A 25,768-nucleotide genomic window follows, 5' to 3' on the forward strand; every position below is an offset into this window, starting at 1 on the left:
CCAAGCACGACACACATATCTGTGGGAGGAACGATAATGAAATCTACAACGAAATTCCGGCTGGTCCTGGGGGTGTCGATTCTGGCGCTCACCGCCACGCTTGGCGGCGCTGCCATGGCGGCGGATTTTTCCACGGTGCAGGGGCATGTGGCCTCGGCTCAGGCGGGCGATACCGTCACAGCCACCGACACCAATACCGGCGCTGTCACCACCGGCAACGTGCGCCCTGACGGCACCTATGTCATCGTTGGCCTGCGCCCCGGTAATTACAAGATCGCTGTCGGCGCCACAGTTCAGGAAGTGACCCTGGCGGTGGGTGAAACCACCACGCTCGATCTCGATGCTGCCGCGGCCGCCGAACCGACCGCGACCATCACCGTCGTCGGCCGCCGCCGCAAGGAAGTGCGAACCTCGGAAGTGGCGACCAGCGTCTCGCAGACCCAGATCAACAGCCTGCCGCAGAACGGCCGCAACTTCCTGAACTTCGCCGCCCTGGCCCCCGGCGTGGCGGTGACGCCCGACGCCGAAAACAAGCAGTTCCGCGCCGGCGCCACCTCGGCCAACCAGGTCAACGTTTTCATCGACGGCCAAAGCCAGAAGAACCAGGTGCTGCAGGGCGGCACGATGGGGCAGGATTCGTCGCGCGGCAATCCGTTCCCGCAACTGGCCATCCAGGAGTTCAAGGTCTCGACCCAGAACTTCAAGGCTGAATACGAACAGGCGGGCACGGCCATCATCTCGGCTGTCACCAAGACCGGCGGCAACGAGTTCCACGGCAGCGCTTTTGCGACCTACCAGTCCAAGGACATGATCGGCCAGCCCTACTATCAGCGCAGCCAGCCGAAAGGTGACTACCAGAACACTGAATACGGCGTCGATATCGGCGGGCCGATCATCAAGGATGTGCTGCACTTCTACGCGGCTTATGAGCACCGCAAGGACCAGCGTCCGACGGATGCCGTCAACATCACCCTGCCGGGCTTTGAATCGGAAAATGGCGTTTATGCCAAGAACTTCCAGGAAGATCTCTATTTCGGCAAGCTGACCTGGACGCCGAACGAAATGAACACGGTCGACGTCTCCTTCCAGGACCGCGAAGAAGACGATGTGCGCGGCTTTGATCAGTTCACCGCCTATTCGCACGGCAATACGCTCGATCAGTATGTTCGCCAGGGGCTGATTTCGTGGAAGTATCGTGAGGAAAATATCCTCAATGAAATGACATTGGAATACCAGACCTATCACTGGCTCCAGACCCCTCTGACCGACGCGCCGGGCCAGACCATCATCAACAGCGCGACTGATTTCGGTGTACGGGCCACCATCGGCGGTGCCACCTACGCCCAGGAAAAGGGCCAGGACAACACTACTTTCCGTGACACCATGACCTTCACCGGTCTGGACTGGCATGGCCAGCATGTCATCAAGGCGGGCGTCAAGCTGGCGCTATATGAATACATTGCCACTGAGGCCGATCACTTCAATCCGGAGTTTTTCTACCCGGCCGATACCTATACCTATGGCGCATCGAACAATGTGCCCGTGCGCGCCATCATCGCCGATGGCAATCCGGTCGTCACGGGCAAGAACAACCAGTGGGGCCTGTTCATTCAGGACGACTGGACGGTTGATGATCACCTGACGCTGAATCTCGGCGTGCGCTGGGATTATGAAACCAACATGCTGAACGACAAGTTCGTCACCGATCCGGGCGTGGCGGCGACCCTGCGCGGCTGGGCCAATTTCAAGGCGGCTGGTTTCGATCCGGAAGACTATATCAGCGACGGGCATAACCGTAAGCCGTTCGGAGGCGCTCTGGCGCCGCGCCTTGGCTTCTCCTATGACGTGCATGGCGATCGTGATCTGGTGATCTTCGGTGGTTACGGCCGCTACTACGACCGTACCATCTATGACGACGCCCAACTGGAAACGCGCCGCACCCAGATTCATGTCGTGACGCTGAACATCAATCCGGAAGGCACCGTCGATACCAATCCGAATGACAACAACATCACCTGGGATCCCGCCTACTTCACGGATAAAAACGCGCTGATCGCCGCCGCCAAGGCCACCGGCCAGAAGGGGGAAATTTTCGCCCTCAACAACAACACCAAAGTGCCCTATTCGGACCAGTTCAATCTGGGGGTCCGCAAGCAGTTTGGTGATATCGCCACCAGCCTGACCCTGGCCGATATCGAGAGCAAGGATATGTTCAGCTTCGTGCTGGGCAATCGTAATCCGGATGGCTCCTGGTGTACCTACGGACCGCAATATGCCTGCCAGCCCTGGGGCTATGGCCTGCCGGGCTACGGCAACTTCATTATCTCAACCAATGACCAGCAGGCCAAGTACCAGGCGCTCTACCTGACGATGGACAAACCCTATACCCGTGCCTCGCACTATGGCTACAGCGGCACCCTGACCCTGACCAATGCCAAGGCCACCGGCCATAACGACCGCTTCATCTTCGACTATGCCATGCCGCACGATTCCGGCTGGCACGGCGCCGAGGGCGTCGACAAGTGGCGCTTCGTCGGTACCGGCATTGTTGACGGGCCGTGGGATACGCAGGTTTCGGCCTTCGTTACCCTGGCTTCGGGTGGCCCCTTCGATTACATCGATGCGACTGGACCGGCGGTGCGCATCATTCCGGGCGGCATCTATCCGAAGGACAAGATCGCCTATCAGAATGTCGATCTGCGCGTCTCCAAGGACTTCGACCTGCCAGGCGGCCAGACCATCACGCTGGAAGGGCAGGTCTACAACCTGTTCGATTCCGTCAACCGCACCTATTCCGGCTGGAGCGGCGGCTTTAACGGTGGCTCTGGCGCGACCGGCGCGGGTGACAATAACACGGTCGGCTCCGCCCGATCCTATCAGGTCGGCCTGCGTTACAAGTGGTAAACGCTTCCTGATGAGTGCGTAAACTGGAGAGGGGAGAGCCTTGGTTTTCCCCTCTTTTTTATTCTGAAAGCCTGAAACATGTCCCAGTCCCTTTCCCGGCGTGCCTTTTTCAAGGGCGCGGCCTCGACCTTCGCGGTGGCGGGCGCCGCATCGGCCTATTTGCCGGCGATCGCCGCGCCGAAGGATGCCTTTATCGAAGGGCTGATCGCCAGGATGTCGCTGGAGGAAAAGGCCGGACAACTCAGCCTTTACTCAGACTCCGTGCGCACCGAGGCGGCGTTTTTCAACCCGGCCATTGCCAGTCAGTCGAAGGACCAGGTGCTGGCCGATATCGCTGCCGGCAGAATCACTGGCCTGTTTAATGGCCGCGGCGTGGCGTTAAGCCGCGAATTGCAGAAGGTGGCGGTGGAAAAATCGCCGCACGGCATTCCGCTGATCTTCGCCGCCGACATCATCCACGGCATGACGACCATCTTCCCGATCCCCATGGCTGAAGCCGCCAGTTTCGATCCGGAACTCTCGCGCCGCACCAACCGCGCGGCGGCGGTGGAAGCGACAGCCAATGCCATCCACTGGACCTTTTCCCCGGCGGTCGATGTGGTGCGCGACCAGCGCTGGGGCCGTTCGGCGGAAGCGGCGGGGGAAGATACCTGGCTGGCCTGCCGGTTCGCCGCCGCCCGCGTGCAGGGCTTCCAGGGGGCTGACCTCAAGGCGCCGGATTCAATGCTGGCCTGCCTGAAGCATTTCGCGGCCTATGGCGCAGTTGAAGCCGGCATGGATTACAACACGGTCGAGATCACCGAACCGACGCTGCGCCAGACGCACTTGCCGTCCTTTAAGGCGGGCATCGACGCCGGCGCCTTGACGGTGATGAGCGCCTTTAACGATATTGGCGGCGTGCCCTCGACGGGTAACCGCAAGCTGCTGACCGATATTCTGCGGGGAGAGATGGGCTTCAAGGGCTTTGTCGTCTCTGACTTTACCTCGGAAGAGGAACTGATCGCCCACGGTTTCGCCGCCGATGGCCGTGACGCCGCGAAAAAGGCGATCCTGGCCGGATGCGATATGTCGATGCAGTCGGGTATCTACATGAAATATCTGCCGGATCTGGTGCGTTCAGGCGAGGTGCCGAAGACCGTGCTGGATGAGGCCGTGCGCCGGGTGCTGCGCATCAAGAAGGCCATAGGTCTGTTCGATGATCCGTATAAATCGATGGACGCGGCACGCGAGCGCAGTGATATGCGCCGGCCGGAAACCATTGCCCTGGCGCGTGAAGCGGCACGTCGGGCCTGCGTGCTGTTGAAGAATGACAATGACGTGTTGCCGCTGAAAAAGTCCGGCCAGAAGGTGGCACTGATCGGTCCGCTGGCGTCGGACCAGAACCAGCTCAATGGCTATTGGGTCGTCTTCCCGGATACGAAAGACAGCGTGACAGTCGAGATGGCCATGCGCGGCGTGATCGGGGATAACCTGACCGTGGTGCGCGGTTGCGACATCGACGCACCGATCGCCGGCGGCATAGACGCGGCGGTCAAGGCGGCGAAAGCGGCCGATGTCGTGGTGCTGTGTATCGGCGAAGGGCAGGAAATGTCCGGCGAGGCGCAGTCACGCACCGAGATCACCGTACCGGATGCGCAAATGGCGCTGGCGGAAGCGGTGAAAGCGACCGGTAAGCCGGTGGTGGTTTTGCTCAGTCATGGCCGCGCCATCGCTTTGGAAGGGGCGGTGAGGGACGCGGATGCCATTCTCTGTACCTGGTTCCTCGGTTCAGAAGCCGGCAATGGTATCGCTGACCTGTTGTTTGGCGATTACAGCCCGTCCGGCCGCCTTCCGTGCAGTTTTCCGCTGAAATCGGGGCAGGAACCCTTCTATTACAACCACCGCACCACCGGGCGGCCGCAAATCGGCGATGACGCCAGCTACCGCGCCCGCTGGAGGGATGCGCCCTTCGCGCCGCTCTATCCCTTTGGCCACGGACTAGGCTATGGTAAGGTTCATTATGGCGCCACACAACTGAGCGCGGAGACACTGCCATGGTCCGGCAAGGTGACCGTCTCGGTTGAGTTGACCAATGCCGGCAGCCGTCCGCTGCATGAGGTGGCGCAGTTATATATTCATGATCGCGTGGCTTCCATCACCCAGCCGGTACGATCGCTGAAGGGCATCCGGCACATCGATTTGAAAGCCGGTGAGACGCAGACCGTCAGTTTTGAACTGTCCCACGCCGATCTCGCCTTTGTCGGGCTTGACATGAAATGGCAGGCTGAACCCGGTGAGTTCAATATCTGGATTGCCCCGTCTTCTGCGGCCGGCATCCCGGCAAAACTGACACTTCTCAAGGCCTGACCATGAAAACCCTCGTATTCACCGCTTCGCTTCTGGCTCTGACCACGACCGCTCATGCCGAACAGACCACCTATGCCAATCCGGTCGATATCGATTACCGCTATAATTTCGAACAGCAGAACGAGGGCATTTCCTATCGTACCGGCGCCGACCCGGCGGTGGTACTGCATCAGGGCGCCTATTACCTGTTCCAGACCCTGGCCGATGGTTATTGGCGTTCGGAAGACCTGATCCACTGGACTTTCATTACGCCCAGCCGCTGGCCGTTCGAGAGCATCGTTGCGCCGGCGCTCGTTTCCGACGGCAAGACGCTCTACATCATGCAGTCGCATACGCGCCAGACCGCCCTGCTGAAAAGCGACGATCCGGCCTCTGGCAAGCTCGACTTCTGGGTGCGCCGCACGCCGCCGGTGCCGACCGCCGTGGGGGAGGGAACGGACGACAGCCATCTGGGGCCGGATCAGGTCCAGCCCAGTCCGTGGGACCCTGGCCTGTTTATCGACGATGACGGCAAGTGGTACATGTACTGGGGCTCGTCCAACATCTATCCGATCTACGGCATCGAAATGACGCCGGAGCCTTTTGCCTATAAGGGCAAGCCGAACCGTTTCATCTGGCTCCAGCCGAAAAAGCACGGCTGGGAGCGTTTCGGCCAGGATCATTCCGGCAAGCTGCCTAACGGCACACCGATCAGGCCCTTCACCGAAGGCGCCTGGATGACCAAGGTCAATGGCAAATACTACCTGCAATACGGCGCCCCGGGCACGGAATATAATGTCTATGCCAATGGCACCTATGTGGCCGATAAGCCACTCGGCCCCTTCACCTATGCCGATTACAACCCGGTGGCCTACAAGCCTGGCGGTTTTGTCGAAGGGGCGGGGCATGGCTCGACCTTCCAGGACAAATACGGCAATTACTGGAATACCGGCACGCCGTGGCTGGGCTATAACTGGACCTTCGAGCGTCGCATCGACATGCTGCCGGCGAAATTTTACGCGGATGGCCAGATGATGGTGTCGGCGCGCTTCGGCGATTTCCCGCACTATGTGCCCACATCCAAGATCGATGATCCGGAAAAACTGTTCACCGGCTGGATGCTGCTGTCCTACCGCAAACCGGTCAGCGTCTCGTCGCAGCACACGCCGGTCGAGGGCCAGAATTTCGACGCGAAGAACGCCACCGATGAGAACCCGCGCAGCTTCTGGCTGGCGGCGGATAACAAACCGGGCCAGACCCTGACGGTCGATCTGGGCGCCGAAAAGACGGTGCGCGCCATCCAGGTCAACTATGCCGACTATAAGTCCGGCCTCTATGCCGACAGCCCGGACATCTATACCGAATTTACGCTGGAGGCCTCGTCCGATGGCCAGACATGGCAGAAAATCGCCGAAACAGAAGCCCCGCGCCGCGATCATCCCAATGCCTATTTCGAACTGCCTCAGCCGGTGAAGGCCCGCTATATTCGTTATGTCCATGGCCATATCGGCGCACCCAATCTGGCTATTGCCGATCTGCGCGTCTTTGGTAATGCTGATGGCAAGGCCCCGGCAAAACCCGTTAACGTGGCGGCGAAGCGTGACAGCGACCCGCGCAATGCCCGCATCAGTTGGAAACCGGTGCCGGGCGCAGTGGGCTATAATGTCCGCTGGGGCATCCGACCGGATCGTCTGACGCTGACCTATCAGTTGTTCGCCGAGGACGATGATAAGGAGTTTGGCGGCCGCCAGCATGGCCATCAGCTGAATCTGCGCGCGCTCAATGTCGGCGTCGGCTATTATGTGGCGGTCGAGGCGTTCAACGAAACCGGCGTCTCGAAACTCAGCCAGGTCATCCGCATACGCTAATAGCCGCGCACAAACAGATTGGCAGTCAGACGACCGACCAGCGGATCGTCGCTCAGTGGCATATCCGGCGGAATAAGGCCGGAGTGCAGCAGGCAACCCTCATAGATGACCAGACGGTCCGGTTTGGCTTCAACCCAGCCGATTTCCTCGAACCACGCATTCGATCCGGTGATATAACCGTGGGCGTCAGTATTTTCGGCTTCCGCGGCGGCGACATAGCGATCGAAACTTTCCGCTGTCACGCGCTCAATGCCGGTTGAGCGCTGGCGGAAAAAAGCCGTGCCGGTGCCGGGCGTGTCGCTGAGATAATGCAGGATCGCCAGATATTTGGCTTCAACCGTGTCTATGTGTGGCGCGCGCTGGCGGGGCGTGAGTGTTTCCGGCTGTTGTGTCACCATCGAAAAGCTGCCCTCTACCCAGTCGAAACCGTCGATATCGAAGGCGCCACCGATATAGGGAGAGGCTTCGAGCAGCAGCCGTTGCATATAGTCATGCGCCGGCTGATCCGTTTCGGTGATCATCCGGCGCAGGCCGGGATAATATTGTAACTGAGGCGGGAAAGGCGCCAGATCGGCGGCCATGCGGCGAATCTGGTCATACGCGCTGGTAAAACCATCCGCGACCACCACGCGGCTTTGGCTGTTTCCCAGGATTAGCAGTTCCGGTTTCAATTATTTTTCTCTCTTGATTAAATGTAACCTGAAAAGCACATTATTTTTTATAATAAATTCAATACTTTGTTGGTTGTCATTTAATCGTTTCTTTCCTGACAAGATTGCGTCTTCAAACCTTGGAAAAACCGTCACTGAGCGGCGTTACGGCGCTTTTCCCAGAGGGCCACTGAGGCCCTGCTGGGGATATATCATGAAAATTGCACTCTTCACCTCCGTGGCCGCCTTTGCTCTCCTGAGCGCCGGCATGGTTCATGCGCAGGACGCCGCGCCGGTCGCCGATGCCGCCACAGCGCCGGCCGCTTCCGACCAGGTCACCGAAGTTATTGTCTACGGCCAGGGCCAGAGCCGCCAGACCCAGTCGGTCAAGGCCGATGACATCACCAAGCTGGCGCCAGGCACCAGCCCGCTGAAGGTGCTCGACAAGCTGCCGGGCGTCACCTTCCAGTCGGCCGATCCGTTCGGTGCCTATGAGTGGTCGGCCCGCATCTCGGTGCGTGGCTTCAACCAGAACCAGATGGGCTTCACGCTCGACGGCGTCACCCTCGGCGACATGAGCTACGGCAACTATAACGGTCTGCACATCTCGCGCGCCATCATCAACGAAGACATCGCCCGCGCTGACCTCTCGCAAGGCGCCGGCTCGCTCGATTCGGCTACCTCGTCGAATATGGGCGGCACCCTGAAGTTCGTGTCGCGCGATCCGTCCGAAACCCTCGGCGGCGAACTGGCCGGCACGGTGGGTTCCGACAACATGCACCGCGTCTATGGCCGCTTTGAAACCGGCGCAATCTCCGCGCTGGGTGGCCTGCGCGGCTATATTTCCGCGGTCGACATGAAGACCGACAAGTGGAAGGGCGGCGGCGAGCAGAAGCAGCAGCAGGTCGACGCCAAGGCGGTGCTGCCGATCGGCGAGGGCGCGCTGTCGGCCTTCGTCAATCACAGCCAGCGCCGCGAGCAGGATTACCAGGACATGTCGTTCGAGATGATCGACCGCCTGGGTTATGACTGGGACAATTTCCAGCCGAACTGGGCGCTCGCCAACCAGGTGGCGCAGCTTTACCAGACCCAGGCCACCCCGACCTATCCTGGCAAGATCACCACGGTGGATGATGCCTATTATTATGGCGGCGGCGTGCGCGACGATACCCTGTCGGGCATCAGTCTGAACCTGCCGGTTTCCGACACGCTGAAATTCAACGCCACCATCTACAATCACACCAATAAGGGGCAGGGCCTGTGGGTCACGCCGTACCTGCCGTCGCCCGGCGTCAGCTACTCGCCCTTCTACAATGCCGCCGATCCGTCGTCGGATGACGCCTATCTCTCCATCCGCACCACGGAATATGACATAAATCGCACGGGTGCCATCGGCGGCGCCACGCTCGATCTGGGCGCCCACCAGGTATCCGCCGGCTTCTGGATTGAGAACAACGACTTTAACCAGGCCCGTCGCTTCTACGGCGAAACCCTTGCCGCCCCGCATCGTGACAGCCTCGGCTTCCAGAGCAACCCCTTCTATACGCAGTGGGAATACGCCTTCAATACCAAGACGACCCAGCTCTATCTCCAGGATGTCTGGACGGTTACTGACGCCCTGAAGATCAATTACGGCTTCAAGTCGCTGGAAACCACCAACAAGGTCAATCAACTGGTCGGCGGCACCATCAATGCCGAACTGAAGTCTAAGGATACTTTCCTGCCGCAGGTCGGCGCGGTCTATAAGGTCAACACCCATTACGAAGTCTTCGGCTCCTATGCCGAAAACATGGATGCCTATGTGTCCGCCGCCACCTCGGGCCCGTTCAGCTCGCAAAGCCAGGCTAATATCGATTACGTCAAGACCAGCCTGAAACCGGAATCCTCCAAGACCCTCGAAGGCGGCCTGCGCATCCGCTTCCCGCAGTTCTCCGGCGTTGCCGCGCTGTATAACGTCAAGTTCGACAACCGTATCCTGGCCGTCACCCAAGGCGCCGGCATCCAGGGCAATGCCCCGGTTCTGTCGAACGTCGGCGGCGTTACCAGCCAGGGCGTCGAACTGGCCGGCACTTACCGCTTCACCCCGCAGTGGAAGCTGTATGCCTCCTACAGCTACAACGACTCCAAGTATGAAGACGATGTGCATTCGTTCGATGGCGCCGGCAATCCGGTGGTCACCCCGACGAAGGACAAGACTGTCGTCAACACACCGAAAAACCTGCTGAAGACCGAACTGGGTTACGACAACGGCGCGCTTTTCGGCAGCCTGGGCGTCAATTTCACCGGCAAGCGCTACTACACCTACACCAATATCGGCGGTGAAGTGCCTTCGAGCACGGTTTCCGATCTGACTGTTGGGTATCGGTTCGAGACTATCGGCACCACGGTCCAGCTCAACGTCACCAACCTGACGGACGAGCAGTACATCTCGACCATCGGCTCCAACGGTTTCGTCAATTCCGACGCTTCCGGCACGACCCAGACCATCCTGCCGGGCGCCCCCCGTCAGGTCTTCCTGAACGTGCGTAAAACATTCTAAGTGCTCATGCGCCGCAGGGCTCCTCGCATCAGCTCGGGCGCACGCTTGTGCTTGCCAAATCCCTTTCGGGACTTGGAGAGTTTATAACTTTCCCTTGGGCCAGCCGTTTCACCACAACGGCTGGCCTTTCTTTTTCTGCGGAGCTACCATGATGCATCTGAACCGCCGCCGCGTGATCGGCGCAGGACTTGCCACCATGGCCGCCGCTACCGTCGCCTATGCCGCCACACCGAAACGCCCCCTGATTGTGGGGCATCGCGGCGCGCCGGGCTATCTGCCCGAACACACGATTCCCGGCTATGAACTGGCCATAAAAATGGGCGCCGATTTCATAGAGCCCGATGTTGTTTCCACGTCTGACGGTCATCTGATCGTGCGGCACGAACCGCTCCTTTCCGTCACCACTGATGTAGCAGACCGCCCCGAATTTGCCGGCCGCAAGCGCACCCGCAAGCTGGACGGCATAGACACCACCGACTTTTTCACCTGCGATTTCACCCTGGCTGAGATTAAACGCTTGCGTGCCCGCCAGGCTTTCGCAAGCCGCGATCATAGTCATGACGGACTCTATCAGGTGCAGACGCTTCAGGAGGTCATTGACCTGGCACAGACGAAGAGCCGTGAAACCGGCCTCGTCATCGGTCTCTATCCGGAAATCAAGCATCCGACCTTCCACCAGCAACTTGGGCTGGCCATCGAGGACAAGCTGCTCGATACGCTGAACCGTGCCGGGCTGGACGAGGCATCCTCGCCGGTGATCATCCAGTCGTTCGAAACTGCCAATCTGAAATATCTGCGCCGGAAAACCACCATTCGCCTGATGCAACTGATTGATGGCTCCGACACCGATCCGGATACCGGCGCCATGATCCTGAAGGCCCCCTCCGACAAACCGTATGATTGGGTGGTGGCGGGCCGGGCAGGGGATAACCGCGAACAACTCTCCGCCGCTGGCCTGAAGGAAATCGCCACCTATGCAGATATCGTGGCGCCGTGGAAGCGGCACCTGCTGAGCTTCGCCAAGGGACAGCCCGTGCGCCGTAAGGACATCATCGATAATGCCCATGCCTGCGGCCTGCAAGTCCATACCTGGACCATGCGCAGTGACCAGCTTGATCCGTATTACAATGGCGATGCCCAGAAAGAGTATTTCGACCTGTTTGATCTGGGCGTGGATGGTCTCTTTACCGATTTCGCCGATGCGGGCGTAAAGGCGCGCGATACTTGGATGAGAGACGGAACGCCATCTGTTTAAAAACTTTGGAAAAAGCAAATTTAGCGCTTGTCATGGCAAAATAATTGGCTATGTTCCGCGCCTCACCGCCGGGGTCACCAAGCCCGGCTGGTTCCGAAGAATTGGTTCGGGTGTGTAGCTCAGTTGGTAGAGCAGCTGACTCTTAATCAGCGGGTCCACGGTTCGAGTCCGTGCCCACCCACCAATTTTCTAATTTTAAAGCAAAATTATCTGTATCTCACAAAAAGGTTTCGCTCCAGGCAAGGCGCCCGTCTGCTCATGTAATGCTGGCGGAAAGGAATGCCGGTGGCCTGACGACCGGCATTCCTCCTCGTCAACCCTCCGAAGGGGCCGGCGGGCTATTGACCCTTATCTATTTGCCGCCTTGAGAGGCGGCGTAGCCGCGCAAAGATGTCATCAGGCCGGTCATGGTCGAGACAAAGGCGTCCTTCGACACGCTGCCGCTTTGGTTCGGATCGAGCGCGGACCAGGTCTTGTCTACCCCATAGGCTTTAAAGTTCACCGGCGGGCTGAGCGTCTGGAAAGCGGTCTGCAACTGCGGCTTGGTGATGCTGCCGCTGTTCTGGCTGTCGATCTTGCCGAACAGGTCGGACATGCGTTTGGCCGGCGGCATGGGCGCGCTGGCGCCGGTCATGGCCCAGGCCGAAGACAGGCCGGCGGGACCGGAAACAGGAGACGTCATCACTATCCTTTTTAAGTCTGAAATCAGGGATGGTCACAGCCGGTATCAACGGCCCTGATGTATCGACACCGGCCGCGCCATCAGGTCGTAAAGCGTGTGGCGCTTTTTTTTCAAAGCCTGTGGCGGGGCCGGGGGCGAGCCACATTTTGACCCTTTTTAAAGGCCAAGCGATACCCTTGTAATCTGTCTTATGGTTCGCCGGGCTCGATGACTTCGCCTTTACTCAGCGCCTATCTGGAAAAGCGGACCCTGCTGGTGCGTTATTTCACGGCGCGTACCCGCGATGCCGGCGTGGCGGAGGATATCGTGCAGGAACTTTATCTGAAGATCGCCGCCCAGTCGGATGACTATACGGTCGATAACCCTTCCGCCTTCCTGTTTCGCGCCGCCAATAATATCTGGCTGAACCGCCTGCGCGGCGAAGGCCGCGACCGACGCCGCAATGGCGAATGGCACGACTCTGTGCGGCAATCCGTCGGCGAGGACGTGATTGTCGATGAACCCGATGCCGAAACCCGCCTGGCGGCGCGCCAGCAACTGGCACTGGTCATGAAGGGGGTCGAGGCCCTGCCTGAACGGACGCGCGATATTTTCCGCCTCCACAAGTTCGACGAGCTTAATCAGGCCCAGGTGGCGCAAAAGCTTGGCGTGTCGAAAAGCACGGTCGAAAAGCACCTGTGCGCAGCGCTGAAATCCCTGATGGCCCTGGCACGCGCTGGGCCTGGCCCCTGAAGGCGCCCCAAAATCGCCATTATGATGCAAATATTTCGCAGAAAATCACCTTGGCCTGTACGACCATCCCCTCCCGGTGGTGTCGTTATGATAGGCACAAACAAAACCGAAGCCGGAACCAGACTAAACCATGTCGAACGACGCCATCAGGACGCAGACGCTTCAGGACCAGGCCATTGCCTGGGTCGTGCGCGCGCACGCCTCCAATATGTCGGACGACGATATTATCGCTCTGAGCGAATGGCTGGAGGCGGACCCGGCGCATCTGGCGGCCTATGACGCGGTCGAGCGCGTGTGGATCGGCGAGACGCCGGTGGCCGAAACGGCCGAAGTGGTCGATCTGGCGGTGGCGCGCGCCGGAAAAATCAATAAGTCGTCCGCGCCGTCGCGCCGCCTGTGGCTGATCGCCGGCAGCCTGGCGGCGGGTCTGGCAGCTCTGGTCCTGCTGCCCGGCCTGTGGACGGCGCAGGCGCCGCTGATCTACGAGACGGCGACCGGCCAGACGCGCGAAGTGGCCCTGGCCGATGGCACCAAACTGCATCTCAACACGGCCACGCGGCTTGAGGTGCGCTATTCTGGTAAGCGCCGGGATATCGTGCTCGACAGGGGCGAGGTCGCGCTCGATGTTGTGCATGACGCGGATCGGCCGCTGAACGTTCATGCCGGCGATGCGGTGCTGCGCGATGTCGGCACGGTCTTTGATGTGCTGCGGCATGATGGCGCGGTCACGGTGACCGTCAGAAGCGGGGCTGTGGCAATGCTCCGGGCGGGCGAAACAGCGAAAGTCCCTGCGGCGGACAGGGTTTTACACGCGGGCGACCAGGCCGTCATCGATGAGGCAACCGGACAGGCACAAAGATCAAGGGTGATGGTGGGGCCGGGCTTCGACTGGCAGCGCGGGCAGGCGGTTTACCGCAACCGCTCTTTGGCCTATGTGGTCAGTGACCTCAATCGCTATTTCGACAAACCGATTGAGGTTGACGCCGAAACAGGCAAACTGAACGTCACGGCAGTACTCACCCTCGATTCGGAGGCTTCGGTTGTTCGTCACCTGCAAGACTTCCTGCCGGTCGAGGCTGCCGAAAGCGACAAGGCGATCATCCTGCGCCGGAAGCCTTAGCCTTGTGAGCTTTGCCACATTGATGCTGGCGGCGCCGGCTCTGGCCGCGCAGACAGTCCCCATAGATATTCCCGCCGAGCCCCTGGCGCAGGCCGTGGTCGATCTGGCCCGACAGACCGGCAGCAATATCGGCGGCGTTGATCCCGCCCGGTGTGCCGCGCCGTCGCGGGCTATTCGCGGTGCCATGACCGCTCGGGCAGCGCTGGACCGGCTGCTGCGTGGCAGTCATTGCCGGTTCGATCAGCCGGACGCCGATACCTTTGTGCTGAAACTGCGTCTGCCACCGCTTCTGCGCCTGCCTGCGCCGCACCACGAAGAGATCCCAGCGGACGCGCCGACCGAGGTTATGGTGACCGCCAATCGCCGGCTCCAGAACGCCGCCACGGCCGCCTCGGCGATCAGCGTCATCAACGCCGATACACTGGCCCGGCGTGGTGGCGACCTGTCCGATGTCGCCGCCCAGGAGGCCGGGCTGACCCTGACCAATCTCGGCGCCGGCCGGAACAAGATCCTGCTGCGCGGCCTGTCGGACGGCGTGTTCACCGGACGCACCCAGTCCAGCGTCGGGCTTTATCTCGATGAGGCGCCCATCACCTATAATGCGCCCGATCCTGACCTCCTGCTGGTCGATATGGCGCGGATCGAGGTGCTGAAAGGACCGCAAGGCGCGCTCTACGGCGAAGGCTCGATCTCCGGCGTCGTGCGTCTGGTGACGCGCGCGCCCGATCTGAGCCGGTTCGGCGGCAGTCTGAACGCTGGTGTGGGTTTGAGCGACCAGGCCGCCGCTTCTTCGCGCTGGGATGGCGTTCTCAACCTGCCGGTCATCAAGGACCGTCTGGGTTTGCGTGTCGTGGCCTACAGCGACGAGGCGGGCGGTTATATCCGCGATGTCTCGTCCGGGCAAACCCACATCAACAATGTGCAGCGCTTCGGATCGCGGGTTTCGGCGCTCTGGCGCGTCAATGCCGACTGGTCGGTGTCCGCATCGCAGGCCACCCAGCATATCAATGCGAAGGACAGCCAATATGTCTCCGGCAATCTCGGTGCCTATGCGCGTGACCTGATTGTCCGGGAACCCCACGACAACGATTTCAACCAGGCGTCATTCGATGTGCAGGGCCGCACCGGACTGGGCACGCTGAAGCTGTCGCTCAATCATCTCCATCATCATCTCGACAGCCGCTATGACGCCTCGCCACTGTCGGGGCAATATGGCCTGCCGGCGACCACGGAGCTCATCTATGACCAGGGTCAGGCGGTGGAACTGACGACGCGCGAACTGACCCTGGTGTCGCCATCGGACCAGCGCCTGCGCTGGCTGGCCGGGGTGTTCTCCGCCCAGAGTACCGAGCGCCTGACGCCGCGCCTGACCGAACTCACTACCCGGCGTCCGCTTTATAGCGAGCAGCGACATGACCGCATCACCACCCTGGCGGCTTTTGGTGAGTTGAGTTACGACCTGACGCCGCACTGGACGGCCGTAATGGGCCTGCGCCAGACCGATACCCGGCACGATCTTGACAGCCATATCGAGACCGAAACCATCGGCGGCGATCATGACGAACAGATAAGCGATCGCGCCTCAACGGTGCGCCTGTCGCATCAGGTGACCCTGCGCTACCGGCCGAACGATACGGCGACCTATTATCTTCAGTCGGGCGAAGGCTATCGCGGTGGTGGCTTCAATACCACCCACCTCTACGGCACGCCGGCTGTACCCGTCCGCTACGCCGGTGATGAGTTAAACTCCTATGAGGCGGGCGCCAAGCTGCGGTTTCCGGCGGCGAATCTGCAGCTCGACCTGGCGGTATTCAAGGCCTATTGGCGCGATCTGCAAAGCGATCAGTTGCAGGCGGATGGCCTGCCGGTCACCGTCAATATCGGCAACGGCGTCAATACCGGCCTTGAGGTCGAAGCGACATGGCGGCCGGTGCCTGCCCTGACGCTGAAGGCGGCCGGCCTGATCAACGAGCCCCGCCTGACCCGCCCGAATCCGGACTTTGTCACCAGCGAGGATTCTGGCCTGCCCTATATCGCGCGGCAGAGTTTCAATCTGTCTGCGGACTGGCAGCGACCGCAGGGCCAGGCGGCATGGCGCGCCGGCGCCGATCTGATCTGGCGCGGACGCTCGCACCTCAATTTCGGGCCGCTGCAAAATATAGAAATGGGCGGCTATGCCGAACTGGGCTTTTATACCAGCCTGGAATCGGACACGATGCGCGTAAACCTGCGGCTGGAGAACGCGCTGGGCGCCGATGGCAACAGCTTCGCATATGGCAATCCGTTCAGCCTCGGTCTGACGCCGCAACAGACGCCGCCACGTCCGGGCACCCTGTGGATCAGTCTTTCGCGGGATTTCTGACAGAGTCTTCTTAATCCCATGACACCGCCGCCGGCCTGACCTCGTAATGTGCACGTTTAAGTGATGCCGATTTTCTGGCAACCTATTGAAATTTAAATGGTTGTTAAGGGTGCTCGGCGCATCCTTAATGTGCGGTAAATCCGTTTGCCGCAGGGCTTTGGCCCTTGTTTCAGGGTAAAGAACTTACCGAAAGGATATCCAGATGACCTCTATCAGTGCGGTTGGCGCCTATAGCCAGACACCCGCGTCGCAACCCGTCGCCCGTGTGGACCCCGATCATGACGGCGACAATGACGCCGGCAAGTCGAAAGCCTCCGAAGCTGCCGAGACCTCGCGCGGCCCGGCCACGACCGTGACCCTATCGCCCCAGGCGAAGGCCATGATGGCCAGCCAGGGCTAAGCTGTAAGCGTCAGTATATAGTAAGCGTAGCGTACTCCGTATCGAGGGCGGCCTGACCCCTCGATATTGGCGCTTTTAGCGACCGGCCTGCAGGGCCTTCAGCACCACGCCTGGCGTCAGCAGTTGCGGCAGGATCACCGGCTGGGCCTGGCCCGGCCCGTAATAGACGTAAAGCGGCACACCTGACCGGCCATTCTGCGTCAGATAGCGCGTAATCTCCGCATCACGGTGCGTCCAGTTCCCCACCATATAGACCACATTCTGCGCCTTCAGCGCCGATCTGACACGCGTGTCCGCCAGGGCGACGCGCTCATTCACCTTGCAGGTCAGGCACCAGGCCGCGGTCATATCGACCAGAACCGGCTGCCCCTGGGTGCGCAGGGCGTCGAGCCGGGCTTGCGAGAAGGCGACCTGACCGTTTGTGGTGGCTATAACCGGTGCGGCGGGCGTCTGCATCGCCGAACCGATGCCCAGGGCCAGGCCGATGATGACCGCCACGGCGCGCCACCCGTTCGGCAGTTTGCGGGCGATGATGGCGGCGGCGACCAGCGCCATGCCGAGCACCAGAAGCCCTAGTCCGGCGGGGCCGGCCTGTTGCCAGAAAACCCATGCCATCCAGGCGGCGGCCAGATACATGGGGATGGCCAGAAACTGGCGCAGCCGGTCCATCCACGGACCGGGACGCGGCATGAGGCGCGCCAGTGACGGCATCCAGGTCAGGGTGAAGGTCAGGGCCACGAAGGGCGCGGCGAAGCCCAGGCCCAGGGCCGTGAAAATAGCTATGGAGGCAAAGCCGCCGCGCGCCAGCGCCACGCCGGTGGCCGTGGCCATGAAGGGCGCGCTGCATGGCGCGGCGACCATCACTGCCAGCACACCGGTCATGAAGGCCGCCAGATAGGGATGCCGGCCGATCGGCTGAGCCCCGGCAGCGGCTTGCAATGAGCCGCCGATTTCAAACAGGCCGGAGAGGTTGAGGCCGACCATCAGCATCAGCAGGCTTAAGGCCGCCGTGACATAGGGCGACTGTAACTGAAAACCCCAGCCGACCATGCCCCCGAGCGCGCGCGCCACATCGAGCAGGACCGACAAGGCGACAAAACTCAGGATGGCGCCCAGACCATAGATCAGGGCTTCGCGCCGCGCCAGCCGGTGATCATGGCCGGTGCGCGTCAGGGCCAGCAGCTTCATCGACAATACGGGAAAAACACAGGGCATCAGATTAAGCACAAGCCCGCCAAGAAAGGCCAGGAGGGCCGCCAGGGCTATGCCATTATGTGCCGACGCAACCGGTTTCGCGGGCGGCGATGCCGCCTCATGCGCGAGAACGCGCACCGCCGCGCCATCGGCAAAGCGCACCACCAGTGGCGCCAGGGCGGGCAGGTCGGTGCCGCTGGCCATCGGCAGGTTGACACTGAAGCCTTGCGGGTCGGTTGTCAGGGTTTGCGGGGCCGAAGGCGGGATCAGGTCTGCGATTTCGCTGAAAATGAAAGCGCCATCGGGATGCGTGAAGCGTGCACGCAGGGCCGGATTGCCCGGCAGTGAAAAGCGGATACGCAGCACGCCGCCCTCTCGGCTATAAGTGGCGGGGCGCTGGAGATCGACCGGCAGGGCGGCGGATGTGACGATTGGCGCCATTTGGGCGGACACACTCAGCCGTCCAGACAGATCGAAGCTGACGGGCTCGCAGCTATCTCGGCAGACCAGGGAGTCGATATGCAGCGTGTACGGGATCTGGCTGCCGATTTTCAGATCCGGCGCCGCGCGCACATGCACATAGGCGGTGACCGGCTGGTCATAGCCATAGGTGACGACCCCGTCATAGGTCAGTTTTTGCGGGGTCGGCCATTCAGTCCGTGTGAGGCTGAGTCCTGGTACGCCGGCCAGGCTGATGTCGGTCGGCAGGCCCGTATCGCCGGGATTGATCCAGTAGGTATGCCAGTCCCTGTCGGGCGTCAGAGTCACGGGCAGCGCGGCCTCGCCGCCGGGCGTGATGGTGGCGGGCGCGGGCCCAAGCGCGGCGGTCATATGGCCGGAACGCACTGCGGCCCATGACGGCGAAACCGGCATCAGGGCGACCAGCACCAGACTGAGCAGGATATGTTTGAAACGGATCAACGAACGCACCACGAAGCTATGCCTTCCTGTTTGAGAAATCTTTCCGCCCGACGGCCGTGCAGCATGGCCAGGGTGGAGATAAAGCCGGCCTCGATGCAGGTCGGGGCCGCCACGGTCACCGAGCGCGGCGGGTCTTTGACCGGCCTGGCCGTGCGTGGATCGAGAATATGCGAATAGCGGATGCCGTCCCTGAGCAGGAAACGGCGGGCGTCGCCGCTGGTGGTGAGGGCCCCGTCGTTCAGTTCCAGCCGGCCAGCCATTTCGCCCGGCCGGTCGGTGTCCTCTATGCCGACGCGCCAGCGCTGGCCATCCTGGCGCGGGCCGGTGACCCGCAGATCGCCGCCGAAATTGACCAGGCAGGCCCGGTCGGTCAGGCCGCGCAGGCGGTTGACCGCGCAATCGACGGCATATTCCTTGCCGAAGCCGCCGAAGTCGATCTCCTGGCCTTCGCCAAGGGTAATTTCGCCGGACAGCCACCGCACCTTGCCCCAGCCGATCAGCGGCCGACAGGCGGCGATATCGGCGCGCGACGGCACCTTGTCCGAACCGTCAAACCGCCAGATGCGCCTGAGCACGCCTGAGGTGATGTCAAAGCGTCCGCCACTGAGCCGCCAGGCCCGATCGGCGAAATCGATCAGGCTGCGTGTCTCGTTATCGACCCTGACCGGTGTTCCGGCCGCGGCATTGATCCGGCCGATGACGCTGTCCGGGCGATAGCGGCTGTAAGTCTTCTCAATGCGCAGGGCCTCGGCCGCGACCGCCCGGCCAGCCTCTTCGGCCAGCCGGGGATCGTCGGTTTCAATACGCAGTTCGCAGGGCGAATGCATGGCGGCAAAGCGATAGACAAAGCCGTCATCCAATTGTTCTGGCAGTTGCTCCAGCTCGCAAACGGTTTCCGTCATCAGTAGAAGGCGAAACTGTAGCCAAGGATCACGCTGGTCGCCTTGACGCCGGTGAACAGGTTTTCCTGCCTGAGGTCGCCGACCGCATAGGATGGATGGCTGGTGCCGGTCTGCTGATAGCTGGCCGCGCGCAGGTAAAGCTCGTCATTACCGCGCACCCGCATCCCGAGTTTCAGGCCGATCGTCGAGGCGTCGAAACTGGCCAGCCGGCTGTCCGAAGAGGCATTTTCGGGCAGGGCCTGACCATCGATCAGATAGTCGCGGAAGAAGTTGGCCCTGGTCTGGTGGTAGTAGCGATAACTTGGCTCGACATAGAGGAAGGAGGTCAGCGGGATACGCTCGGCCACTTCCAGGGTCTCGGCATTAATCCCCCAGCTATCGTGATAAAGCCGGGCAGAAACATCCGCGACTGTGCCCCAAAGCGCCAGCTTGTTGCCGATATAGAGGCTCTGGCGCAGGCGTGAAGCCGGCCGGCTTTCGTAGAGATATCTCACTGGCGCGCCACTCTCGCCATCGACCACCGAGATGATGCGGTAGGGATCGGTCTGGTAACCGGAGGTGTCGCCCAGCGAATAGTTGACCTGCATCAGCCAGTAGCGGTTCATCACCTGGCTGACCCCGGCGACCAGATCAACGACCGTTTTCTGCCGGTTACCGCCCTTTAGGGTGCCGCTCATCTGGGTCAGTGGTTCAGGCGTGCCGAAATAGGGTTTTGAAGTATCTGACTCAAAATTCAGGGCCACTGAGGCCGTGGTATTCTTGTCATTGAAGTCGCGGGCATAACCGACATTGGCCGACATCGAGCTGTAGTCGTGCTCGCTGGAATAGCTGCCCCCGAAACTCAGGCGGTCGCCGTTGTCGCGCGTGCCGGTATAGCCGAGATCAATCGCATATCTCTGGTCCCGAAAGCCGCTGTCCACCGGCAGGGTGTTGGCGGCGACGGTATATTGCCGCGCCGTGACATCGGTGCCGGGAATGGTGACCAGCGTGCTGTTGCCCGATGCGCTGGTGACCGTCGTCTTTTGTCCCTGGGTTTTGGATGGGGTAATGAAGGTCTGGTCATGGGTCCAGGGCGCGGCGCCATTTGGGGTGGCTCCGGTCAGGGTGTCGGCGGTCAGCTTGACATGCAGGACATCGCCGCTGTCGTCATTGAGCGTGAAGCTGGCGACGGGCTCCGTCGCCTTCACCCGCCCGCCGGCTTCCTGATAGAACAGGATCGCCGTATCGACGCGCGTCAGGCCGGAGTCGGTGGAGGTGTCGTCATTGATATTCTGGCTGGCCTGCTGGGCATGGGCGCCCGCACCGGCGAACAGGCCCGCGGTCATCAGGCCGAGTGCAGCCGTCAGGCGGCCTTTGCGTTTACTCAGTTGCATCCGCATCCCCCGCCATCAAAGGAGCGGCCGCCGGAAGCGCCTTCCTTGGAAAAATAGATATGATCGTCGGCGCCGGCGATCAGTGGATGGGTGACGGGCTGCATGGAACGCCGCGCCATCAGGTCGCGGTCCCAGGATTTGGCCCCCAGGGATGAGCAGCCGCCCAGCAACAGACACGCGGCGGACGTGGCCAGTGCGGCCATGTGCAAAGTCTTAATTTTCATGGACAAGCTCCGCGACCTGATTGTTGTAATTGGCAGCCTGTTCAGGGTGGAAACCCAGATGGGTATAGCGGATACGGCCGTCGCGCCCGATCAGCAGGCTGGTCGGCATGTCGTGGACCTTGTAGCGCTGCGCCAGGGTGCCTTCGGAATCGTAGACCACGGTCAGGTCGCTGCCGACACGCTTTAGGAAGCTGTTGGCGCGGTCGCGGCTGTGATCGACATTGACCGCGATGATCACCAGGCCGTCTGGCCCGTAGCGCGATTTAAGCTGTTCCATATAGGGGAAGGACTGTTCGCAGGGATGGCACCACGAGGCCCAGAAGTCGAGATAGACGACCTTGCCCTTGTAGGCGGACAGATCGAGGGGCGCACCCGCCATGACCGGTGGGGCGCTGGCCAGCAGGGTGGCGCTGGCGAAGAGGGACAGGCCGGCGAGCAGGCGCGGCAACAGACGTTTAATGACCACAATAGGTTCTCCGTGGGGTGGATCATCCAAACGACACCGCCGTGCCGGACAGGTCGTACTTGCGCGGGAAAATTTTTTGAGGGGCGGGATTACGGCTGCTTTCCTTGGGCGGTGTCACTCAGGCGAAGGGGCATCTGGCCGTCGGTGCCCGAACCGCTGATGGAGGATCATGGTCATGAACCGTCGCACTCTGTTCATCTCTGCCTTTTCCGCCGCGTTCCTGCCCGATATTGCCAGGGCGAGCGCGCCTTTGACCTTCGTGCCGCAGCCGGGTCTGGTGGGTTCGGGTCGACTGAACATCCTGACGGTCCCGGTGCTGGATGTATCGCTCTTTGCGCCGCTGTCACACTGGCGGCCTGACAAGCCCTACGCCTTGCAGGTCACTTTCCTGCGTGATTTGGAGGCGCGCAGGATGGCCGGTCACATCCGGGATGAGATGCGGCACACCGGCGCCGGAGATGCCGGGCATCTGGAGCTCTGGACGCGGGAACTGGAAGCGGTCCTGCCCGACATGCGGCGCGGAGACGTGCTGACCGGCGTGCGGGACCAGGGGGGCGCGGTCCTCTTTTTTCACGGTGACAGATCTTTGGGACATATCGCGGAAAATGGATTTTCCGAGGCCTTTTTCGGGATTTGCCTGGGCCCTCGGACATCTCAGCCGAAGTTGCGGCAGGCGGTACTTGGACTTGCCTCTCCAGAATACCAAGGGATGTGATCAGGATGGAAGGTCCAGGGCGGCAATCGTCCGGCCGTGGATGATATAGGGCCGCAGGGGATCACCGGCGCCAAGTTCGGCAAAAACAGGACCGCGCATCTCCAGGCCCCCGGTAAAGGCGCCGAAGGCCGGCATGATTAACAGGCTCTGATTCACGGCGAAACATTTACCGGTCAGGCGATGCCCATGCAGCGAGGTACGCAGCTTGGGATGAAAATGGCCGATAATCTGCGGCTCCGGACTGACTGCCGGCTCGTGGCGGAAGGTTAGGCCATCCAGTTCGATGCTGTCAGTAAAATTGAGGCCGCCTTCGCTCAGCAGGCCGATATCGTGATTACCTTCCACCAGATGACAGTATTTCACGGCGCTGCAGATGGTCCTGAATTGCTGGCGGACAGTCGCCTCCAGTCGTTCCCAGGCGTGGCGGTCGTGGAAACTGTCGCCCAGCATGACCAGGGATTGCGGGCGGTATTTTGAGACCAAAGCTTCCAGTCGGTTCAGGGTGTCCAGCGTGTCATAGGGTGCCAGCGGGGCGCCGAACTGTGCGAGAAACGTCGCCTTTTCCAGGTGCAGATCGGAGACCACCAGCATGTGCCGTGCCGGCCAGTAGAGCCCCAGGGCGGCGTCGAGCACGAGACGCTGGCCGGCGAAATCGATCTCAAGACTTGAGCGCATCTTCGACCTCATGCATCAGGCTTTCGGCGGTCTCGGCCAGGTTTTGCTGGGCCAGCAGGGCCTCCATGCCGCCACCGGGCAGACGCTCGGTGCGGACATCGAGAATGACCGGCAGGGAGAGCGGCGAGGGGCGCGGCAGGTCGCTGAACTCGATATGGCGCTGGAATTTCACGATCATGTCGGTCAGGCGGTCGAGGTCGAGCAGTTCGCGTTCGGCGTCGGAGCGGGCGAGAGACAACAGGACATGGCCGGGCTCATACTTGCGCAGCACATCATAGATCAGATCGGTGGAAAAGGTGACCTGTTTCAGCGTCTTGCGGGCGGAATTGTTGTTCTGCTCGACAATGCCGGCGATCGTGGCCACGCGGCGGAACGAGCGCTTGAGCATGGGTGATTCCGCCAGCCATTCCTCCAGTTCGTCGGCCAGGATATCCGGCGACAGCAGGTCGTAAACGCTCTCTTCGGTCACCGGCTGGAGGCTGTTGATGGCCAGGCCGTAGTCGGTGACGGTGAAGCTCAACGGATGGAGGCCGATGCGCTCCATGCGGCGGCTGATCAGCATGCCCAGGGTCTGGTTGGCGCGGCGGCCCTCAAAAGTATAGAAGATGACGCAATAAAGCTTGCCGCGCGGAAAGCTCTCGACCAGCAGGCTTTTGCGATCGGGGAGGACGGAAAAGCGCGATTGCAGTTGCAGCCAGTTGCGCACCACTTTCGGCAGCTTCTCGAAGCCTTCTTCATCCTGCAAAAAGGCCCGCACCCCTTCGGCCAGGAAGGTGGAGAGCGGCATCTGCCCCCCGGCATAGGTCGGGATCATTGGCTCCTTGGCAGCAGAGGCGCGGGCTTCCAGGGTCATGTCATGAATACGCTCGAAGGCCAGGACTTCGCCGGCAAAGTAGAAGGTGTCGCCTGGCCGCAAGCTTTGGCCGAAGGATTCCTCGATCTCGCCGAGATACTTCCCGCCGCGGCCATGGCGGCGCTTGACCTTCAGCTTGCCGGCCTCGATGATGACGCCGATATTCTGGCGGTGGCGCTGGATGACGGCCTTGTTGGCCGGAACCCAAAAGCCTTTAGTGTCGCCGTCATCCTGTTTGATTAACCGCTGCCAGCGGTCGTAATTGCGCAGCACATATCCGCCGTCGATGACGAACTGGAATAGTTCCTCGAATTGCTCATAGGTAAGGCTGCGATAGGACCAGGACTGGATGATCAGGTCATGCAACTGGTGCGGCGTTACCGGCGCCGAACAGGCGGCATTGAGAATAAACTGAATGGCGACATCCTGTGAACCGGGCAGGGGATGATCGCCGTCAAGCTGGCGGGCCTTGATGGCCAGCATAGCGGCCTCGCACTCCAGCACCTCGAAGCGATTGGCGGGCACCAGAAAGGCCTTCGACGGCACATCGACCTGGTGATTGGAACGGCCGATGCGTTGCAGCAGGCGCGACACGCCCTTCGGCGCCCCGACCTGAATGACGACATCGACATCGCCCCAGTCGATGCCCAGTTCGATGGCCGAGGTGGCGACCAGCCCGCGAAGCCTGCCCTCGGCCATCATTTTCATGGTTTTGGCGCGTAATTCGCGGGTCAGCGACGCATGGAAGATGGCGATCGGCAGGGCATTTTCGTTGACCTCCCACAGGAACTGGAACAGCAGTTCGGCCTGGAAGCGCGTATTGACGAAGACGATGGTCGAGCCGGCCTTCTCGATTTCGGCCATGATCTCACTGACGGCATATTGCGCCACGAAGCCTGTGAAGGGCACCGGTTCCTTCGTCTTCAGGATCGAGACCTGCGGCGGCTTGCCGGTGGACGGGCTGTTGAAATGATCGACCGGGGCGCCGGTCTTTCCCAGCCACAGGCAGAACAGGTCGGGCTCCGCCACTGTCGCCGATAGCCCGATACGGCGGAAGCCTGGCCGGTAGGCTTCCAACTGCGCCAGGGCGAGCGTGATCAGGTCGCCGCGCTTGCTGGCCGCCACCTGGTGGATTTCATCGATCACCACGGCCTCGATGCTGCCGAACATCTGCGCCGCTTCTGGGTAACTCAGCAATAGCATGAGCGATTCCGGCGTGGTCATCAGAATATGGGGCGGCCTGGCGCGCTGGCGCTTGCGGCGGTAGGCCGAGGTGTCGCCGGTGCGGCTCTCGACGCGCACCGGCAGATCCAAAGCGTCTATGATCGCCGTAACATTGCGTTCGATATCGTAATTTAATGCCTTGAGCGGCGATATGTAGAGAGTGTGAAGGCCTTTCGGCTGCGTTTCGCTGATCTCGATCAACGATCCCAGGAAACCGGACAGGGTTTTGCCGGTGCCGGTGGGCGCCGTCAGCAGGGTCGACTGGCCTTTCTGGTAACGGTCCACCATCTCGCGCTGGTGCGGCAATATGGTCCAGCCCTGCTGGTCGAACCACTGCCGGAACCGGGGAGGAATCTTCACCATGATCGAACTGTAACGTGGTCG

The 25,768-nt window shown here is 61.2% G+C and carries 19 protein-coding genes and 1 tRNA gene; 11 read left to right on the forward strand and 9 right to left on the reverse strand.

Annotation, left to right across the window (positions count from 1 at the left end; genetic code table 11):
- The first annotated feature begins 36 nt into the window (after positions 1-36).
- From BLO49_RS09870 to BLO49_RS09880, 3 genes are all read left to right on the forward strand, one after another.
- Positions 37-2,904 (forward strand): TonB-dependent receptor, encoded by a 2,868-nt coding sequence (locus BLO49_RS09870; RefSeq protein ID WP_090647764.1) that lies wholly within the window; start codon positions 37-39, stop codon positions 2,902-2,904.
- A gap of 78 nt (positions 2,905-2,982) precedes the next feature.
- Complete coding sequence (locus BLO49_RS09875) at positions 2,983-5,250, forward strand: glycoside hydrolase family 3 N-terminal domain-containing protein (protein WP_090647767.1); 2,268 nt, start codon at positions 2,983-2,985, stop codon at positions 5,248-5,250.
- Between the two features lie 2 nt (positions 5,251-5,252).
- Positions 5,253-7,097: a family 43 glycosylhydrolase gene (locus tag BLO49_RS09880; RefSeq protein WP_170828284.1), complete on the forward strand. Its 1,845-nt coding sequence runs from the start codon at positions 5,253-5,255 to the stop codon at positions 7,095-7,097.
- On the opposite strand, the gene BLO49_RS09885 is transcribed toward BLO49_RS09880, so the two are convergent.
- Complete coding sequence (locus tag BLO49_RS09885) at positions 7,094-7,768, reverse strand: DUF6445 family protein (RefSeq protein ID WP_090647769.1); 675 nt, start codon at positions 7,766-7,768, stop codon at positions 7,094-7,096. The genes BLO49_RS09880 and BLO49_RS09885 overlap by 4 nt on opposite strands.
- A gap of 193 nt (positions 7,769-7,961) precedes the next feature.
- Between BLO49_RS09885 and BLO49_RS09890 the strand changes: the two genes are divergently transcribed.
- The 3 genes from BLO49_RS09890 to BLO49_RS09900 all read left to right on the forward strand — a co-directional run bounded on the left by BLO49_RS09890 (position 7,962) and on the right by BLO49_RS09900 (position 11,725).
- Positions 7,962-10,286, forward strand: a complete 2,325-nt coding sequence (locus tag BLO49_RS09890) for a TonB-dependent receptor (protein ID WP_090647771.1) — start codon at positions 7,962-7,964, stop codon at positions 10,284-10,286.
- Between the two features lie 148 nt (positions 10,287-10,434).
- Positions 10,435-11,541, forward strand: a complete 1,107-nt coding sequence (locus BLO49_RS09895; RefSeq protein WP_170828285.1) for a glycerophosphodiester phosphodiesterase — start codon at positions 10,435-10,437, stop codon at positions 11,539-11,541.
- 108 nt (positions 11,542-11,649) lie between these two features.
- Positions 11,650-11,725, forward strand: a tRNA-Lys gene (locus BLO49_RS09900).
- 168 nt (positions 11,726-11,893) lie between these two features.
- On the opposite strand, the gene BLO49_RS09905 is transcribed toward BLO49_RS09900, so the two are convergent.
- The gene (locus tag BLO49_RS09905) at positions 11,894-12,223 is read right to left on the reverse strand and encodes an EF-hand domain-containing protein (RefSeq protein WP_090647773.1); all 330 of its coding nucleotides are present in this window, start codon (positions 12,221-12,223) and stop codon (positions 11,894-11,896) included.
- Positions 12,224-12,430: 207 nt separating this feature from the next.
- On the opposite strand from BLO49_RS09905, the gene BLO49_RS09910 reads away from it, so the two are divergent.
- From BLO49_RS09910 to BLO49_RS09925, 4 genes are all read left to right on the forward strand, one after another.
- Positions 12,431-12,955, forward strand: coding sequence for an RNA polymerase sigma factor (locus tag BLO49_RS09910; protein ID WP_090647775.1), 525 nt, complete (start codon positions 12,431-12,433; stop codon positions 12,953-12,955).
- 130 nt (positions 12,956-13,085) lie between these two features.
- Positions 13,086-14,075: a FecR family protein gene (locus BLO49_RS09915; protein WP_090647777.1), complete on the forward strand. Its 990-nt coding sequence runs from the start codon at positions 13,086-13,088 to the stop codon at positions 14,073-14,075.
- A 4-nt stretch (positions 14,076-14,079) separates the two neighbouring features.
- A complete protein-coding gene (locus tag BLO49_RS09920; protein WP_139159661.1) occupies positions 14,080-16,437 on the forward strand; it encodes a TonB-dependent receptor in 2,358 nt (785 codons plus the stop codon).
- 202 nt (positions 16,438-16,639) lie between these two features.
- A complete protein-coding gene (locus BLO49_RS09925) occupies positions 16,640-16,837 on the forward strand; it encodes a hypothetical protein (RefSeq protein WP_090647781.1) in 198 nt (65 codons plus the stop codon).
- Between the two features lie 75 nt (positions 16,838-16,912).
- On the opposite strand, the gene BLO49_RS09930 is transcribed toward BLO49_RS09925, so the two are convergent.
- The 5 genes from BLO49_RS09930 to BLO49_RS09950 are packed head-to-tail and all read right to left on the reverse strand — an operon-like array spanning position 16,913 to position 21,917.
- The gene (locus tag BLO49_RS09930) at positions 16,913-18,952 is read right to left on the reverse strand and encodes a protein-disulfide reductase DsbD family protein (protein ID WP_090647782.1); all 2,040 of its coding nucleotides are present in this window, start codon (positions 18,950-18,952) and stop codon (positions 16,913-16,915) included.
- The gene (locus BLO49_RS09935) at positions 18,949-19,854 is read right to left on the reverse strand and encodes an FAD:protein FMN transferase (RefSeq protein WP_090647784.1); all 906 of its coding nucleotides are present in this window, start codon (positions 19,852-19,854) and stop codon (positions 18,949-18,951) included. The genes BLO49_RS09930 and BLO49_RS09935 overlap by 4 nt, the downstream gene beginning before the upstream one ends.
- Positions 19,854-21,227 (reverse strand): DUF3570 domain-containing protein, encoded by a 1,374-nt coding sequence (locus tag BLO49_RS09940; protein WP_170828286.1) that lies wholly within the window; start codon positions 21,225-21,227, stop codon positions 19,854-19,856. Before BLO49_RS09940 ends, BLO49_RS09935 begins: the two co-directional genes overlap by 1 nt.
- Complete coding sequence (locus BLO49_RS09945; RefSeq protein ID WP_245678972.1) at positions 21,218-21,451, reverse strand: DUF4266 domain-containing protein; 234 nt, start codon at positions 21,449-21,451, stop codon at positions 21,218-21,220. The genes BLO49_RS09940 and BLO49_RS09945 overlap by 10 nt, the downstream gene beginning before the upstream one ends.
- The gene (locus BLO49_RS09950; protein ID WP_090647792.1) at positions 21,441-21,917 is read right to left on the reverse strand and encodes a TlpA disulfide reductase family protein; all 477 of its coding nucleotides are present in this window, start codon (positions 21,915-21,917) and stop codon (positions 21,441-21,443) included. The genes BLO49_RS09945 and BLO49_RS09950 overlap by 11 nt, the downstream gene beginning before the upstream one ends.
- A gap of 175 nt (positions 21,918-22,092) precedes the next feature.
- Between BLO49_RS09950 and BLO49_RS09955 the strand changes: the two genes are divergently transcribed.
- The gene (locus tag BLO49_RS09955; RefSeq protein WP_170828287.1) at positions 22,093-22,632 is read left to right on the forward strand and encodes a chalcone isomerase family protein; all 540 of its coding nucleotides are present in this window, start codon (positions 22,093-22,095) and stop codon (positions 22,630-22,632) included.
- Here BLO49_RS09955 and pdeM read toward each other — a convergent pair whose 3' ends face one another.
- Positions 22,633-23,307: a ligase-associated DNA damage response endonuclease PdeM gene (gene pdeM, locus BLO49_RS09960; RefSeq protein WP_090647797.1), complete on the reverse strand. Its 675-nt coding sequence runs from the start codon at positions 23,305-23,307 to the stop codon at positions 22,633-22,635. It abuts the gene before it with no gap.
- On the reverse strand, positions 23,291-25,747 hold the full coding sequence (locus tag BLO49_RS09965) for a ligase-associated DNA damage response DEXH box helicase (protein WP_090647799.1): 2,457 nt from the start codon (positions 25,745-25,747) through the stop codon (positions 23,291-23,293). Before BLO49_RS09965 ends, pdeM begins: the two co-directional genes overlap by 17 nt.
- Positions 25,748-25,768 lie beyond the last annotated feature (21 nt).

Origin of the sequence: Asticcacaulis taihuensis (assembly GCF_900100255.1) — a bacterium.
In the GTDB taxonomy this organism is placed as follows: domain Bacteria; phylum Pseudomonadota; class Alphaproteobacteria; order Caulobacterales; family Caulobacteraceae; genus Asticcacaulis; species Asticcacaulis taihuensis.